Below are 17,505 nucleotides of genomic sequence, written 5' to 3'. Positions count from 1 at the left end.
AAGAAAGGGGCCGCTATGGAATTTTGGATCAGCGATAAACATATCCGCAAATTATGCGGCCAGGCTGCCTATAAAAAAGGCCAAGCGTTTCAAATGGCCGGAAAAGTCAATATCACAGAAGCCAATGACCAGTCCATAACCGCTACTGTCGAAGGACGCAGCTCATTCCACGTTGAGTTAACCCGCTCCCAAGCCGGGACCATCCATGCGGAATGCAGCTGTCCGCCTGTCGGCTTCATCCATACATATTGCCATCACATTGCAGCGGTGATGATAGCCGCAGAAGAACTTGGCCAGCGGGAGCGCCCGCTCGCTGAGCAGATGTTCGGCTTATTCGAAGAAGACGACAAGCCTTCTGCCCGTTTGCATCGCTTCGACCGGCGCGTGCCTTATCACGTCGAAGCAACTGTACGCAGCGGAGGCAAAGAACATTTGGCGCTGACGTTGAGAAGCGGCACGGCAATCTTGAAAAATGTCCGGGATCCCCTGCGTTTCGTATCGGCCCTGTCAAACGGCCAATACGAGGAGACCGCAGCGATTCCATACGACCCAAGCCGCCATGCACTTGAACAACCGGTCCTGGAGCTGCTGCAAGTGCTCGATAAAAGCAATCTCCAGCCGGATGAAAACGGAAAATTGCTCGTTTCCGCAAGCGATTGGGAGCGCCTGTTGCCTGTGCTTCGCGAAATCACGCATGCCAAATTCGAAAATCCGCTCGGGGAAGTGCTGCCGTTTCACGTAACGGATACACTGCCGGTGTCGTTTCGGCTGGACCACGGCACTAGCGGATACCGCTTGATCGTCCGTGGTTTGGAGCGTCTTCAAATCTTTCTGAAATACGGCGTTGCCTTAACGGAAGAATCGATTGTCCAGCCGGCCGCAGCTGATATGAAGCGTCTGTCGGGCTTGCAGGAATTGATGCAAGGGGCGGGCGAGGAGCTGGCGGTCGAGGAAAGCCAAGTCGCCCATATGATGAAAGCGGTCTTGCCGGGGCTGGAAAAACTCGGGCCGGTCATCGTCATGGAAAAGGCGATTGAGAAAATCGGAGAAACGCCGCTGCGCGCGAAATTGTATCTCGACCGTGTGCGCAGCCGATTGCTTGCAGGACTTGAATTTCATTACGGACAGCTCATCATCAATCCATGCGAAGAGCCCGACGGAACATACCGGCAGTATCCTGGCGTGTTCCGCCAGCTCGAAAAAGAACAGGCCATCATGGACTTGATGGAGTCGGGGCGGCTGACGAAAACGGACGGCGGTTTCTATCTCCAGGACGAAGAAGCGGAATATGATTTCCTTTATGATACGGTGCCGCTGCTGGAAGAATGGCTCGAAGTCTATGCGACGACTTCGGTGAAAATGCGTATCCAAAAAACCTTGCCAGGGCCGAAAATCCGTGTCAATCTGCCGAAAGACCGGACCGATTGGCTGGAGTTCCGCTTCGATCTCGGGGGTATACCGGAAGAAGAATTACGAGGCATTATCCGAGCCATTCGGGAGAAAAAGCGTTATTTCCGCATCCCTAACGGTACGTTAATGTCGCTTGAAACCCCGGGCATGGCAGCGTTTGAGGAATATTTGGCTGTCATGAACATCGATGAAGATAATTTTGAACGAGTTCAGCGCATTCCGCTGCTGGAAGGAATGCGGCTTGCCGGGAGCCTCGAACAGCATGAATTATCGGAGGCCGGGACGGAATTTGCGCGCTTGTTAAAAGAGCTGCACCATCCGTGGACACAATCACAACAATTGCCGGAGCGTTTTGAAGGCATTTTGCGGGATTACCAAAAGCGCGGATTCAGCTGGTTTCGTTTGCTGGCGAAATACGGATTCGGCGGCATATTGGCAGATGAGATGGGACTCGGAAAAACCGTTCAAAGCATCGCTTTCGTGCAATCGGTGCTGGAAGACATCCGCAAGAGCGACGAGCCGGCGCTGATCGTTGCGCCTTCTTCGCTCATGTACAATTGGCAAGCCGAATTTGAGCGTTTTGCACCGGAGATCCAGACGGTCATCGTCGACGGTTCGAAAGCGAAGCGGACGCAAGCTTTGAACAAGCCCGGTGATGTGTATATCACATCCTATCCGGTGTTGCGGATGGACCGGGGGGCGTATAAAGATTGGACCTTCCATACGATTTTTTTCGATGAAGCCCAAGCCTTTAAAAATCCGGCGACCCAAACCGCGAAAGCCGTGAAAGAGCTAAACGCCCGGCATCGTTTTGCGCTCACTGGGACGCCGATCGAAAACTCGCTCGACGAATTGTGGTCGATCTTCCACATCGTTTTTCCGGCGCTGCTTCCGGATCGCAGCCAGTTTGCGGAACTGCGCAACGCCGATATCGCGAAGCGCGTGCGGCCGTTCCTGTTGCGCCGGACGAAAGCAGAAGTGCTCGGCGAAGTGCCGCAAAAGATCGAGCGTATCGAACATTCCGAACTCCGCGAAGAGCAGAAGAAACTGTACACGGCGTATCTTGCGGAACTGCGCCACGAAGCCTTGAAGCATCTGCGCGACAATAGCATGCGCAAAAACCGCATCCGCATTCTTGCGGGACTGACGCGTCTGCGGCAATTGTGCTGCCACCCGTCATTGTTTGTGGAAGATTACTCAGGCGGCTCGGCGAAGTTCGAGCAATTGCTGGAGATCCTGGAAGAGGCGCGCTTGACAGGCCGCCGTGTGCTGGTGTTCTCCCAGTTCACGGGCATGCTCAATATCATCGGGCAGTCGCTGTTGCGCTCAGGAAGGTCGTATTTCTATTTGGATGGTTCGACGCCGCCGAAAGAACGTGTGGAATTATGCGACCGCTTTAACGAAGGCGAAGAGGACCTGTTTTTGATTTCCTTGAAAGCAGGCGGCACCGGGCTCAATTTGACGGGGGCCGATACGGTCATTTTGTATGATTTGTGGTGGAACCCGGCCGTCGAGCAGCAGGCAGCGGACCGCGCGCACCGGATGGGACAGAAGCGGGAAGTGCAGGTGCTGCGCTTGGTGGCGAAGGGGACGATCGAAGAAAAGATGTACGACTTGCAGCTTCGCAAGCAGGATTTGGTGGATGAGATGATCCAATCCGGTTCAGAAGCCGTGCAGTCGATGAGTGAAGAGGACATCCGGGAGATTTTGATGATTTGAATGAACTGTAGATCTTCATATAGGGGTGGGATTGAGCTTAGGGCGGAAATCGAATTTCCTTGTCGCATAAATGCCGTTTTCTCAATCCTTTATTTTATAGGTAATGAAAAAGTGCCTAGCCTTCAGGAATTTTCAGAAGATCCAACAACTGCTTTTACAGTAGTAAAGAGATAACTACCTCTTACTTTTCCTACTAAGCTTAGTTCCAGCATGTGAACAGTAAAGCAACGGCTACCCTTGCGCATATTTAATTCAATGAAATCAAAAAGCAGCCTCGCGCATACGGGTGAAGCGAAGTAATGAGACAGCGGGTTTCTGGCTCATTGCGAAAGCTCAACCCCAAGCGAGGCTGCGACTATTTATGTGATGAATGAACAGTGATTGCTCACAAAAACAAAAAAGTTTAGCTATCCCATATACTCTAAAAACACGAAAAGCTCTCCCTAAGAGGAAGAGCTTTTTGCTATCTCTTAACGATATAAGCCATGTGGCGGCCGCATTGCTTGTCTTCGCGGTAGGAGAAGCCGTCTGGACTCTTGAAGGTGCAGCTCCGGTCGATGTCAATATGTTCAGGAGGAATACCTGCGCGTTCCAGCTGGGTTTTGACGGTGAGCTGATTGTCGATATGGTATTTCCCGGTTTCTTCATTGAATTCGACGAACGGATCGGCATAGCCGAGTGCTTTGAATTTCACATAGACGTCTTCATCCACTTCAAACTTCTCTTGGCTGAGCGCCATGCCGATCTGGACGCGGAACCCTTCCGGCGCGCAGTTTTCATTGGCGATTAAATGGGCAAACAAATGCGGTATGAGTTCCTTCACGGTGCCTTGCCATCCGGAATGAACGGCGCCGATCAACTCTTCCGTTGCGTGATAGAAGGTCACCGGCACACAATCGGCGGCGAAACTTGAGAGAACAAGCCCAGTGTCGCGTGTGTAGAGCGCATCGGTATCCGCAATCGCATTATCTACTGTCCGGGCGCCTTTGCCTGCGTCCCCATGTGACACTTTTCGGAAATGGTTGCTGTGGGTTTGATTGGCGCAGACGAGTTCATCGATGGTGTAGCCAAGTGAAGCAAGCAAGGCTTTACGGTTTTCAAGTGAATGCTCACGCTGGGTCCCGGCGTGGAGCGCCAAGTTATTGCCGCCGTTTGTCTGCGGGTCTTTTACGGTCAGGCCCGCGATATAGGAATCGTTGTCGATATAAGTTTTACGTTTCACGTCTATCCCCTCCGCTCCCATTGTAGCGAAGGCGTAGCGCGTTCGCCAATAGATGACAAGGGAATTCGGATTTTTCGTCTTTCCGGAGCGATTGAAAGGCCGGGCACTTCGATTATTTGGTAAGATAGGAAAAAAGAAAGTCGAGGTGATGGCATGGAACCGGAAAAGATTTTGAAAAAAGTCAAAGGGCGGGTGCCTGAAGTACTCGGCAACCGGGATTTCTCGAAATATGCGATTCTTCTCCCATTGATTGAAAAAGAAGACGGCGTCCATATCCTGTTTGAAGTGCGTTCGTTTGAAATGAGGCGCCAGCCGGGAGAAATATGCTTCCCAGGCGGGCGCATCGACCGCGGGGATGAAGATGAAGAAGAGACGGCTTTGCGTGAGACGATGGAAGAGCTCGGCATCCAAAAAGAGGCGATCAGCAATGTGTTTCCGCTCGATTACATCGTCTCGCCATTTGGCATGATCGTCTATTCGTTTGCGGGCTTTATCGACCCTGAAACGGATTTTAAGCCGAATCCACCGGAAGTCGATAGTGTCTTCACGGTGCCGCTGAAATTTTTCCTTGAAAACGAGCCGCGTGTATACCGCATCGATTTCGATATTCAGCCAGAGGAAAGTTTTCCGTATGACTTGATTGCCGGTGGCGAAAACTACAGCTGGCGTGCACGCCAAGTGGATGAATTTTTCTATTTATACGAAGACCGCGTCATTTGGGGACTAACAGCGAAAATTCTTATGCATTTCATGGAATTAATCCGCTGAGCCGATGGTCCGATATTTGGTGAATTTGGCGAACAGCCTTTTCAGTACTTAGCAAAGTGTGTATAATTATTCGAAATCGTGAAAATAAAAACATACTGCAAAAGGGGATATGACCATGACGACTTATCAATTGGAAGTAATCGAAAATACTGAGAAGAAAGACAAGCCGTCACAAGACCAGATTCCATTCGGCCAAACTTTCACTGATCATATGTACATCATGGAATACCAAACGGATAAAGGTTGGCATGATCCGAAAATCGTGCCATATGGTCCGATCTCCTTGGATCCGGCAGCTATGATTTTCCATTACGGGCAGACAGTATTTGAAGGCATGAAAGCCTACCGCACAGAAGACGGGCGCGTATTGCTGTTCCGTCCAGAGAAGAACTTTGAGCGCCTCAACCTATCGAGTGAGCGCCTTAGCATCCCTCCGGTCGACGAAGACTTGGCGCTTGAGCACTTGAAGCAATTGATCAAGCTCGAAAAAGACTGGGTGCCGAAAACGCCGGGCACGTCGCTTTATATCCGCCCGTACATCATCTCAACGGATGCCAACTTGGCAGTAGGGCCATCATCTACATATAAATACATGGTCATCCTGTCGCCTGTCGGCTCTTATTTCCCAGGGGGCCTGCAGCCGGTTGTCATCCATGTCGAAGACAAGTTCACGCGCGCAGTCAAAGGCGGCACGGGAATGGCAAAAACGGCGGGTAACTATTCTTCCGGCTACCAGGCACAAGCGAATGCCAAGAAAGAAGGCAACGCGGACGTGCTGTGGCTGGATGGTGTCGAGAAGCGCTATATCGAAGAAGTCGGCAGCATGAACATTTTCTTTAAAATCGACGGGGAAGTGTTCACTCCTGAGCTCAACGGCAGCATCCTGAAAGGCATCACGCGCATGTCGATCATCGAATTGTTGAACTCCTGGGGCATTGCGGTGACGGAAAAACGCATGGCCATCGATGAACTTTACGAAGCGTACCAAGCCGGAAAAGTCGAAGAAGTCTTCGGGACTGGAACGGCTGCGGTCATTTCCCCGGTCGGCGAACTTAACTGGCAAGGACAGAAAATGATCATCAATAATCATGAGATCGGTGAGTTGTCGCAAAAGCTGTACGACACGATCACTGGCATCCAGACAGGCAAAGTCGAAGACACATTGGACTGGACTGTGGAAATCAATTAAATCAGCGCATGTAAAAAGCCCGGACATCAATTGTCTGGGCTTTTTTTCTGTTCGTATTTCTTCAGTAGGTACGACAGCCATTTGGCGGGGGCGTAGTCGTAGATATTGGCTTGTAAGCCGAGGAGGATGGCGCGTCTTGGCGTTTCCAACCGGAGCTCCTCGGCAAGCAGCGAGAACGATTCGGCAATGAGCGGCGGGTGCTGTTCATCTTCCAGTAATTCAGTGATCACCGACAGCAACTTTTCGGCGGTGGTCACTTCTTCGGGGCCGGGCATCGGCAATTCGACCATTTCTTCTGTCAGGTAAGCCGTAGTGGAGTAGGCGGCCAGCACATTGGTCTTTTCGACGAGTAGCTCTGCAATTTTTTCGATATCGTGCGGGTACGGATGGAACAGCACCAGCTGCGAGTAGATGCGCACGAAGCCTTTAATGGAAATGAGCAAGTCGTAGCGGCGGCCTTGAAGCTGTTCGCCATACAACTCATCCAATAACGACAGCAGCGAACGGTCGATCCACGTATCGTAATGGATGAGTTTCTCCAAAATTTCCTCGTTCAGGGCGTGCATCGGCTCCTGTGCATAGATCTTGGCAAAATCTGCATGCTTTTCGAGCAATGCCAGATGGGCGAGAAAATAGAGGCGCAATTTCTCGTCAGGTTTTTTCGAGGTGTTGACTACTCGGTCAATATCAGCGACGAAGCCTTTCATGAATGAATCAATGATTTCTTTGATCAATGACTCTTTTGAAGGGAAAGACAAGTAGAACGCACCTTTAGAAATGCCTGCCTCTTGAGTGATGTGTTGGACAGACGTAGCTTCAATGCCATTTTCAGCAAAGAGTTGAAGCGCTGATTCCAGAATCTGTTGCTTTTTTGACATATTTGATTCCTCTTTTCCCCTTACTTATTTGATGCTTGACCAATCGGTCATTACTATAGAGTAGTAAATGGATTTCGTCAAAGAAAGGAAGAATTTGTGTGCAAGGATTCGTGCGTTTTGTTCTGAAAAACAAATTTGCCGTGTGGCTGTTGACTTTAATTGTAACCTTTGCCGGCATTTATTCAACAACCCAAATGAAGATGGAGTCGATTCCTGATATTTCGATTCCCTACTTGATTGTCTCGGGGGTCTACTCGGGCGCTGCACCTGAACAGGTAATGGAAGAGGTATCGATACCTGTCGAACAGGCAGTCGAAAGCCTGGAAGATGTCAAAGCAGTTTATTCGAATTCCTCTTCAAACGTTTCCCAAATCCAGATCGAATACGATTACGGCGTCGATATGGATGAGAAGAAGCGGGAACTCGAATCCGCAGTTGATGGCGTAAACTTGCCTGAGGAAGTGGAGACCCCATCGATCATGTCGATCGGCCTCAATATGTTCCCGGTTGTTGCACTGTCTGTCAGCAGTGAGACGGAATCGATCGTCGAATTGACGGACCGTGTCCAGACGGCCATTTTGCCGGAGATCGAGAAAATCGATGGCGTCGCGTCTGCGACCGTCACCGGACAGCATGTCGAAGAAATTCACCTGACATACGATGAAGCGGCGATGGCTGCCCGTGAAGTGACGGAAGAAGACATCGAGCAGATGATCGAAGCGAGCAATATTGCCTTGTCGCTCGGCCTTCGCGAATTTGAAGAAGGCGAAGAAGCGGTCTATATCGACGGTTCGATTGCTTCTATTGAAGAGTTTGAGGAATTATTGATTCCCGTGACGCCTTCAGAAGACAACCCGGAACCATTTGTCGCCTTGTCTGAACTTGCCGATGTGGAACTGGTCGGGAAAGTGCAGTCGATTTCCCGCACCAACGGCGAAGATGCGATAGCGATTCAAATCGTCAAAGGCCAGGAAGCCAATACGGTCACCGTGGTCAATGAAGTGAAAGATTTGATGGCGGATTTGGCAAGCGAAGTAGACGGCTTGATCGTCGACATCACGCTTGACCAAGGCGAACCGATCGAGGAATCGGTCTTCGCGATGGTGGAAAAAGCCTTGTTCGGCGGCTTGATTGCCGTACTCATCATTTTGGTGTTCTTGCGTGATTTCCGTTCGACGCTCATTGCGATCGTCTCGATCCCAGTGTCTATTTTTGTGGCGCTGTTATTGTTGAACTGGCTCGGTATCACTTTGAATATCATGACGCTTGGTGCCATTACCGTATCAATCGGCCGTGTCATCGATGACTCGATTGTCGTCGTCGAGAATATTTACCGGCGCATGCATTTGAAAGAAGAGAAATTATCCGGCCGCAAATTGATCCAATCGGCGACGATCGAAATGTTCAAGCCAATCTTGTCGTCGACGCTTGTGACGATCGCAGTCTTTGCACCGCTGGTCTTTGTCGGCGGAATGGTCGGCGAATTGTTTTTGCCGTTCGCCCTGACGATGTCGTTTGCATTGCTCGCTTCGCTTGCAGTAGCGGTCAGCATCGTGCCGGCGATGTCGCATAGTTTCTTCAAGAAGAAGCTATACGGCGAGAAAACGGCTTCCAAGCATCAAGAAACCGGGAAGCTGGCGCTTTGGTTCCGTTCATTCCTGGAAAAAGCCTTGAACCATAAATGGATCACGTCGATTATTGCGGTGGTGCTGCTCGTCGGGTCTTTGGCGCTCACCCCATTGATTGGCTTCTCGTTCCTCGGCTCGCAAACCGAGAAAATGATGTACATCACGTATTCCCCTTCAGCAGGGGAGTTGCAGGAAGAGACTGTCGAGAACATCGAAGCGGTCGAGCAGGACTTGCTTGAACGCGAAGATATTGACGTCCTTCAATTATCCATCAACGATTCAGCCAATGCCGATATGGCCCAGATGATGATGGGCGGCGGAGACGGTGCATTATTGTATTTGATCTTTGATGATTCGATTTCAGTCGATGAATTCGAAGAAGCCCGCAGCGAAGTTACTGACTATCTTGCAGGACTCGACCAGTCAGGCGAGTGGGGCGAGCAGGATATGATGGGTGGCGGTATGGCGGCATCGAGTGAAGTCGCGTACACCTTGTACAGCGAAGACCTCGATGACTTGTTGGATACCGTCGAACAAGTCGAAGGCGCGATGAGCGATGTCGACGGCTTGGAAGAAGTGACATCCGATGCGGAAGATCCTTATGTCGAGCATACCTTGCGCATCGAACAGCAGGAAATTCTCCAATACGGCCTGACGGCGGGACAAGTCGCGATGGCTTTGTCCGGTAATGGCCAAAATGAAGTGCTGACGACCGTCAACACGGATGGCGGTGAACTTGAAGTTATCGTCCAGCGTGATGCCCAGCAAGATGCGGCGACTTTTGAAGAGCTCTTGGATACACCGGTGCCAACAGCTGCAGGCACCATGATGACCGTCGGGGAATTGGTCGAAGTCGAAGAAGGCACCACATTGAATACCTTGAGCCGTTCGGAAGGCGCTTATTATGCGACTGTTTCCGGCACGGTGACCGGCAATGATGTGTCCGCGCCAAGCGCAGCTGTTCAGGAAAACGTGGACGAACTGGACCTGCCTTCAGGCGTGACGATAGAAACAGGCGGCGTGACAGCAGACATCAATGAAACCTTCACCCAGCTCGGCATTGCGATGGCCGCGGCAATCGCTATCGTTTACTTTATCCTAGTGGTAACGTTCGGCGGCGGGCTTGCGCCATTTGCCATCCTATTCTCGCTGCCGTTTGCGGTTATCGGTGCATTTGTTGGCCTATTCGTAACCGGCCAGACGATTTCCGTATCGGTCATGATGGGGATGCTCATGCTCATCGGGATTGTGGTAACGAACGCCATCGTCCTGGTCGACCGCGTCATTCATATGGAACGCGAAGGCATGACGGTGCGCGACGCCTTGCTTGAAGCAGGAGCGACGCGTCTGCGCCCAATCCTCATGACGGCCATTGCCACAATCGGCGCCATGATTCCAATGGCACTCTCAAGCGGTGGCGGGGGCCTCGTCTCCCAAGACTTGGCGATCACCGTCATTGGCGGCTTGTTGTCCTCGACCTTGCTGACACTTATTGTTGTGCCGGTCGTCTATGAAGTATTGCGCAAATTCCAGAAAAATAAATCACTCGTCGATCGCGAAGATTGATCGGCACACAACCGGCTTCCTTAATGGGGGCCGGTTTTTAGATTGGAGAGAAATTAAAGTAGTCGTATTTTCCGAAGCTTATTGCTCGCTTTCCGTGGGCTCGCGCCCAAGCCTCCTCAGTCGCCTTGCGCCTTGCGGGGTCTCGGTCGTCTCGCTTTCCGTGGGCTCGCGCCCAAGCCTCCTCAGTCGCCTTGCGCCTTGCGGGGTCTCGGTCGTCTCGCTGATCCACTGGAGTCGAGCAAACGCTTCTACAAATACTTAGATAGGTCATTGATTTTTTATAAAAAGATGATTTCTTTATTATTTATAGTGTATTAATAGACTTCTTCAACGTCCTGAAAACCGGTCTCCTAAATGAGGCCGGTTTTTAATTTGGAAATATCCCCGAAACTATTTCCCGGGAAATAGGATTCCTTTAACAAATTCCATACACGCACTCAACAATTCCTTAATATTCCTCCGCTACACTGGCGATGGTTAACAAACACGAGGAGGAATGCCAGATGATCCGAAAATCAATGAAGAAACTTGTTCCAGCCGCCGTAGTGGCAGCGGTTGCTGTGACGAGTTTTACCCAGTCCGCGCCAGCTGAAGCGCACGGGAATGGCAAAGCCGAAGTACATAAAGAACACAAAAACCCTGGAAAAGGAAAAGGCAAAGATAAAGATAAGGATAAAGAGAAAGACGCCCCGAAAAACATCATTTTCCTGATCGGCGACGGCGTAGGCACATCCTATACATCCGCTTACCGTTATTTGCAGGATGATTCTTCTGCGCGCTTCGCGGATGAAATGTCTTTCGATTCTTATTTGGTCGGACAGCAAATGACCTATCCGGAAGATGCGCATCAAAATGTCACCGATTCAGCCTCGGCCGCCACTGCCATGGCAGCAGGCATCAAAACCTATAACAATGCCATCGCGGTCGACAACGACGAATCGGAAGTGAAAACCGTACTTGAAGCGGCGAAAGAACAAGGCAAAGCGACCGGGCTTGTGGCGAGTTCCGAAATCACCCACGCGACACCGGCATCATTCGGCGCGCACGATATCAGCCGCCGCAATATGAACGCCATCGCCGATGATTATTTCGACGAGCGCATCGATGGCGAACATAAAATCGACGTCTTGCTCGGCGGGGGCACCAAACTGTTCGACCGCACGGACCGCGATTTGACGGAAGAATTCCAGGAGTCAGGCTACGGCTATGTGACATCGAAAGAAGAGCTGCTCGCAAATGACAACGGGCAAGTGCTCGGCCTGTTCGCACAAGGCGGATTGCCGAAAATGATCGACCGCGAGGACAGCGTGCCGTCTCTTGAAGACATGACACGCTCTGCGATCGACCGCTTGAAGCAGGACGAGGACGGGTTCTTCTTGATGGTTGAAGGCAGCCAAGTCGACTGGGCAGGACATGACAACGATATCGTCGCAGCGATGAGTGAAATGGAGGATTACGACCGTGCATTCCAGGCAGCGATCGAATTCGCCAAGCAAGATGAAAACACATTGGTCGTGGCGACAGCCGACCACTCGACAGGCGGCTTCTCAATCGGTGCAGACGGCGTCTATAATTGGTTCGCCGAGCCAATTCTCGCTGCACAGCGGACACCGGATTTCATGGCTTCTGAGATTACGGAAGGTGCTGGCGTAGAGGAAACCTTGGAACGCTATATTGACTTGGACTTGACTGAAGAAGAAATCGCTTCTGTCAAAAAAGCAGCGGACGAAGGCGAATACTTGGACATCGATAACGCCATCGAGCGCATTTTCGATAAGCGTTCGCACACCGGCTGGACAACTGGCGGCCATACCGGAGAAGACGTGCCGGTCTATGCTTATGGGCCAGCTAGCCAGAAATTTGCGGGTCAACTGGACAATACAGATCATGCCGGCATCATCTTCGACTTGATGGGCGCGGACGTAACGATCGATGATAAACAATAAACGATAGCAGGGAGCGGATTGGATGAAAGCGAGATTAGCGTGGCTGCTCGTCCCTTTGGCATTATTATGGGGCTGCCAGAACGAGACAGCGCAAGGCACGGCAACTGCGGCGTCTTTAGCGGAAGCGCCCGCGTACACGGAACAATATGTCCTCAGCCCGCAAGTGAGCGATGACCGCCGGTTGCAGGAGCCTGGCCAGCAAGTACGTGATGTGAAAGGCGGATTGGAGCTATTGGCGGCCAATATGGAGCCTCAGACGATGCAGATTGGCGATATCGAGCTGACCATCCACGAAACGAAGCTGCTGCATTACACGCCGGATTATAGCCTAATCGATTTTTACCATTCCTACACGCATGACCAGGAGTTCGAGCTGGCAAAGTTCTTTGTTGAAATCAACAATGGCGCGAGTGAAAAAGTGAATTTTGCGCCGGTCGCATTGATTGAGACAGAAAGCGGCGAAGTGAAGACTTGGGAAGACGATGTGTATTTGGAGTCGTTGAATGAAGGGCTGAAACCTGGAGAAGTAAAATCAGGGAATGTCGGCTTTATTGTGAAAGGTGGGGCGCAGGAGATTAAATTGACCACCAGCAAGCTATTTGCTGCGGACGGAGAGCTGCTTGCACCCGCACAAACCATCACCATCAAGCTCAATTGATGAAAAGTGTTTTCTATAGAAGAAATGGAGATCCGGCTGTTGATGATTCGACAGCCGGATTTTGCCATAGGCACAACAATCGAAAATAACTAGTTATCTGAATAATTAGATTATTATATTGTGTTTTCCAGAAAAATCCTTCATGATAGAGCTAATAACAGGCTGACCCAAAAGGAGATGTGGTCATGAAGCTAAGTGAACGGTACATCCGGCAAGTGCTCGAACGGCTGCCGCAAGACAAACGGCAGGAAGCGGAAAAGGACCTGAGAAGCAAATTGTCTGAACGGCTCACGGCAGACAGTAGCGAAAGCGAAGAACGGGCCGTCCTTCAGGAATTCGGCCATCCAGCACTGATGGCGGAGCATTACGGCAAAGTGAGGCGTTACTTGATTGGCCCGCGCTATTTCGACTTGTACGTCCGCTTGCTGCGGCTGGTTATTCCGCTGGCTGTCCTGATTACGCTCATCGTCGTGACCATCGTCGGAATTATTTCGGGAGTCGGTCAGGACGAGACACTCGTCTCGGTGCTCGTTTCATTGATTGGCAATATCATCGGCGCGATTTTCAATACCATTATGCAGACTTTGTTCTGGGTCACACTCGTCGTTGCCGTGATGGACTGGGCGGATAAATCGGGCGTAGAGACGCCGCTTGGGCTAACAATGGAAGAATGGACGCCTGATGACTTGAAAGAATGGGGAGGGCAGGAGGCGCTGCTCGAGCCGGTCGAAGCGAAAGTGGCGAAAAGCCAGGTCTTCGGCAGCTTGATTTGGATGGTCATCTGGACAACGGTCTATTTCAATGCCGATAAAGTGCTCGGCATTTACACTGACGATGGGGAAGGCTTGCGCTTTCAAATGGCGGTATTCAACCAAGATGTGCTGGTGTCCTATTGGCCATTCATTGCACTCGTCATCGTGCTGGAATTGTCGCTTGCCATCTGGCAATGGCGCGCAGGCTATTGGAATTATCGACTGGCCACATTCAACGCTGCGGTGCAAACGGTTTCCGTGCTCGTATTCATCTTAATCTTCACCAATTCTCAATTGCTCAATCCGGAATTTCGCCAATTCCTCACCGAGACATTCGGCGGAACCAATGCCCTGACCTGGATTTTTAGCGCTATCTTGGTAATGATGATCTTCGGGACTTTAAGTGATGTTATTCAAGGGTATCGGCGAGCGGGCAAGCGGCGCCAGCCAGTGGAAACGCCGCCGCATTGAATGTGGTACTTTAGAATGAAATAGCAACACTTGTGCGCGTTTTGCCCGTATCCCTTGTGGTATGGGCTTTTGTTGATTCCTAAATAATACTTTATACCTACTTTATATACAAAATGAAAGCCCTTACATAAGGCGAAATCCCCTCCCTGAACTTGAAATACCCTCTGGTTATGTTACACTTGCCACTTGTGACTGGCGTGTTGCAGGCGATCAGCTGCCGGTTGGAATTCACGGCCGGCGAAGAATACGCATCCGCCATCTCCGGAACTGGAAATGATTTATAATGAAACATGCATTTTGAATAAATATTCATAAATATGCAAGTTTTATTGTTTCGATAACCGTTATATAAGTATTTATGAAATTAATAGTTGACTTAAAATGCATTTAATTGCATAATAATTCTTATTATCAGACGACACTAAGTCAGCCATTGTAAAGCGTTTTACGGAGACCGGGTTCTTCCGCTTTTGATCGTAATGGGAGAGCTCATTAAATAATCAAAATCGGGTGGTGACTGTAACAATGGAAAAGAAAAGAATAGTAGTGAAAATAGGAAGCAGCTCATTGACGGACAGCCACGGTAAATTGTCCATCACCAAGTTGCGCGAACACGTCGGGGCGTTGGCCCGTTTGAAAGAAGAAGGCCATGACGTCATCTTGATCTCATCTGGCGCAGTTGCAGCCGGATGCACAAGCATGGGGTATTTATCGCGCCCGGATACAGTAGTCGACAAACAATCGGCGGCAGCCGTCGGGCAAAGCCTGCTCGCACAAGCGTACGCGACAGAATTCAAAAACTTCGATATCGTCTCCGCCCAATTATTGTTAACGAAAGACTTGTACCAAAAAGCGGACGACACCATTTCGAAATTATTGGAGCGCGGCATGATGCCGGTCATCAACGAAAACGATTCGGTAGCGGTTGAGGAATTGACTTTCGGCGACAACGATATGCTATCGGCCCTTGTCAGCGGGCTTGTCCGTGCTGATCAATTGATCATTTTGACGGACATCAACGGCATTTACGCAGATAATCCGAAGACCAATCCATCGGCTGAACGATATACCCATCTGAAGGATATTCCTGATGAGTTGATGGAAGCCGCATCCGGTGCTGGATCGGATGTTGGGACAGGCGGCATGAAGACGAAAGTGGAAGCCGCGAAAACAGCCCATAACTTCGGCGTCGATGTATTTATCGGCACAGGAGAAGGCAGTGGAAAATTGGTTGAGATCATGAACGGAAACGGCGATGGGACATATATTGCAAAACCCGTTAAAGAATTAGCGTAAGGTACGGAAATTCGAAAGGAGAAGATTGGATGACAGAAGTTCTTCAAAAGGAAGCAACTTTGGAGACAGAACTGGTACAGAAAGCGAAAAAAGCGAAAGCGGCAGCGGGAGAACTCGCAAAAGCCGACACCACCCTGAAAAATAAAGCATTAGAACTCATCTCTCAGCAGCTAATGGCTGAAAAAGCTTTCATTCTAAAAGAAAACCTGAAAGATATTGAAGCGGGGCGCGCAAACGGCATGAGCGAATCGCTCGTCGACCGTCTCAAGCTTGATGAAGGGCGCTTGGCGGATATGGCGGATGCGCTGATCCAATTGACCAAACTCACCGATCCGGTCGGTGAAGTGCTCGAGCATTGGCAGCAGCCGAACGGCCTCGATATGACGAAAGTACGCGTACCGCTTGGCGTGGTGGGCATGATTTACGAAGCCCGCCCGAACGTCACGGTAGATGCGTCGAGCCTTTGCTTGAAAACCGGCAATGCCGTTGTCCTGCGTGGCAGTTCGACAGCGATCTACTCGAACACCGCCATCGTTTCGGTCATTCACCGCGCACTTGAACAAAGCGATTTGCCGGTGGATTCCGTGCAATTACTTGAAGATACGAGCCGGGAAGCGGCATCTGCCATGTTCAAGCTGAACGATTATTTGGATGTGTTGATTCCGCGTGGCGGCGCCAACTTAATCAAGACGGTCGTCCAGAATTCTACAGTGCCGGTACTTGAAACCGGCGCAGGCAATTGCCACGTCTATATCGACGAGACGGCGGACAAGGACATGGCCATCGATATCGCGTTGAACGCGAAAACACAGCGTCCATCGGTCTGCAACTCCTGCGAAACCATCCTCGTCCACGAGAAATGGGCTGAGCAGCATCTGCCGGAACTGATTTCAGCGCTTCAGGCAAAAGAGGTGAAAATCCACGGCGATGAAAAGGCGCAGCAATCAGGCAGCGGCATCATCCCGGCGGAAGAAGCCGATTGGGGCACTGAATACTTGGCTTATGAACTCGCACTGAAAACGGTAGGAAGCGTGGATGAAGTGGTCAAGCATATCAACCAGTATGGCACGAAGCATTCCGAGGCGATCATTTCGGAACATGCGGAAAGCGTCCAGCAATTCTTCACGGAAGTGGATGCAGCAGCGGTTTATCATAACGCATCGACGCGCTTCACGGACGGCTTTGAATTCGGCTTCGGCGCCGAAATCGGCATCAGCACGCAAAAGCTCCACGCGCGTGGGCCGATGGGCTTGCCGGCACTGACTTCAACGAAATACATCATTAAAGGCAACGGCCAAACAAAATAAAAAAAGCGGAGACTGCGGTCTCCGCTTTTTTACAGTTTGTCGAGAAAAGTAGAAAATCGTATTTTCCGAAGCTTATCGCTCGCTTTCCGTGGGGCGGGAATCGAGCCTCCTCGTTCGCTATGCTCCCTGCGGGGTCTCTCAAACCCGCTAGTCCCACAGGAGTCGAGCGAACGCTTCTCCAAATACTTAGAGAGAACATTGATTTTTAAATGTAGAAAAAGTAATTTCCATTTTAATTTTTAGTGGTCACTAGACTTCTTCAAAACTCTATAAAAAGCGATCAATAATCCGTTTTTGTCCGGCGGTGTTTCCACATCATCAGCTGATAGCGGACGGTGCAGCCGATGCAATAGCCCATGAGCGCAACGCCGGCTGCGACAATGACCATAGCGCCAAAGACGGTGGCAACAATCGGCAGGCCTGTTGCGAAAAACAAGAGGGCAAGCCCGAGACAGACAGTGGCGATCCATTGGTTGAACAATTGCTGGTCGCGGTCTTCCTGCAGATAACTGTTAGGGGGATTCGGCAAAAAGCGGCGGCCGAATGCGATCAGCGGGTTTTTCTTGGTGATCAAGGTGACGGTTCCAATGGCGAAAGGCACGAGCAGGATCAGCGGATGAACGATGAGACCTGCTAATACCGTGGCGACAAGAAAGGCTTGATTGAGCTGGACGAGCGGTTTAGGAATGGTCATA

At 50.7% G+C, this 17,505-nt stretch carries 11 protein-coding genes and 1 pseudogene; 9 read left to right on the top strand and 3 right to left on the bottom strand.

Annotated features, from left to right (window positions below):
* Positions 1–15: 15 nt before the first annotated feature.
* On the top strand, positions 16–3,129 hold the full coding sequence (locus G3255_RS17395; protein WP_211655622.1) for a DEAD/DEAH box helicase: 3,114 nt from the start codon (positions 16–18) through the stop codon (positions 3,127–3,129).
* 463 nt (positions 3,130–3,592) lie between these two features.
* Here the strand turns inward: G3255_RS17395 and G3255_RS17390 are convergent, their stop codons facing one another.
* Positions 3,593–4,351 carry a purine nucleoside phosphorylase YfiH/LACC1 family protein gene (locus G3255_RS17390; RefSeq protein WP_211655621.1) on the bottom strand — a complete coding sequence of 253 codons (759 nt, stop codon included), beginning with the start codon at positions 4,349–4,351 and terminating at the stop codon, positions 3,593–3,595.
* Positions 4,352–4,504: 153 nt separating this feature from the next.
* On the opposite strand from G3255_RS17390, the gene G3255_RS17385 reads away from it, so the two are divergent.
* Both G3255_RS17385 and G3255_RS17380 read left to right on the top strand, forming a co-directional pair.
* Positions 4,505–5,119, top strand: coding sequence for an NUDIX hydrolase (locus tag G3255_RS17385; RefSeq protein WP_211655620.1), 615 nt, complete (start codon positions 4,505–4,507; stop codon positions 5,117–5,119).
* 115 nt (positions 5,120–5,234) lie between these two features.
* Positions 5,235–6,308 (top strand): branched-chain amino acid aminotransferase, encoded by a 1,074-nt coding sequence (locus G3255_RS17380; protein WP_211655619.1) that lies wholly within the window; start codon positions 5,235–5,237, stop codon positions 6,306–6,308.
* 26 nt (positions 6,309–6,334) lie between these two features.
* Here the strand turns inward: G3255_RS17380 and G3255_RS17375 are convergent, their stop codons facing one another.
* On the bottom strand, positions 6,335–7,186 hold the full coding sequence (locus G3255_RS17375; RefSeq protein ID WP_211655618.1) for a TetR/AcrR family transcriptional regulator: 852 nt from the start codon (positions 7,184–7,186) through the stop codon (positions 6,335–6,337).
* 98 nt (positions 7,187–7,284) lie between these two features.
* Between G3255_RS17375 and G3255_RS17370 the strand changes: the two genes are divergently transcribed.
* The 6 genes and pseudogenes from G3255_RS17370 to G3255_RS17345 all read left to right on the top strand — a co-directional run bounded on the left by G3255_RS17370 (position 7,285) and on the right by G3255_RS17345 (position 16,810).
* Positions 7,285–10,380, top strand: a complete 3,096-nt coding sequence (locus G3255_RS17370; protein ID WP_211655617.1) for an efflux RND transporter permease subunit — start codon at positions 7,285–7,287, stop codon at positions 10,378–10,380.
* Positions 10,381–10,883: 503 nt separating this feature from the next.
* Complete coding sequence (locus tag G3255_RS17365) at positions 10,884–12,326, top strand: alkaline phosphatase (protein WP_249222163.1); 1,443 nt, start codon at positions 10,884–10,886, stop codon at positions 12,324–12,326.
* 22 nt (positions 12,327–12,348) lie between these two features.
* Entirely contained in the window at positions 12,349–12,984 is a 636-nt protein-coding gene (locus tag G3255_RS17360; protein WP_211655616.1) for a DUF4352 domain-containing protein, read from the top strand.
* Positions 12,985–13,169: 185 nt separating this feature from the next.
* Positions 13,170–14,207: a hypothetical protein gene (locus tag G3255_RS17355; protein WP_211655615.1), complete on the top strand. Its 1,038-nt coding sequence runs from the start codon at positions 13,170–13,172 to the stop codon at positions 14,205–14,207.
* Between the two features lie 525 nt (positions 14,208–14,732).
* Positions 14,733–15,497, top strand: a pseudogene (gene proB / locus G3255_RS17350) (glutamate 5-kinase); the annotation flags it as partial.
* Positions 15,498–15,532: 35 nt separating this feature from the next.
* The gene (locus G3255_RS17345) at positions 15,533–16,810 is read left to right on the top strand and encodes a glutamate-5-semialdehyde dehydrogenase (RefSeq protein ID WP_211655613.1); all 1,278 of its coding nucleotides are present in this window, start codon (positions 15,533–15,535) and stop codon (positions 16,808–16,810) included.
* A gap of 280 nt (positions 16,811–17,090) precedes the next feature.
* On the opposite strand, the gene G3255_RS17340 is transcribed toward G3255_RS17345, so the two are convergent.
* Positions 17,091–17,504: a DUF4395 domain-containing protein gene (locus tag G3255_RS17340; protein ID WP_211655612.1), complete on the bottom strand. Its 414-nt coding sequence runs from the start codon at positions 17,502–17,504 to the stop codon at positions 17,091–17,093.
* Position 17,505 lies beyond the last annotated feature (1 nt).

It is taken from the genome of Planococcus sp. MSAK28401 (assembly GCF_018283455.1).
GTDB lineage: Bacteria > Bacillota > Bacilli > Bacillales_A > Planococcaceae > Planococcus > Planococcus alpniumensis.
The sequence above is the reverse complement of the archived record's forward strand: the minus strand, read 5'-3'. Positions and strand labels throughout refer to the sequence as shown.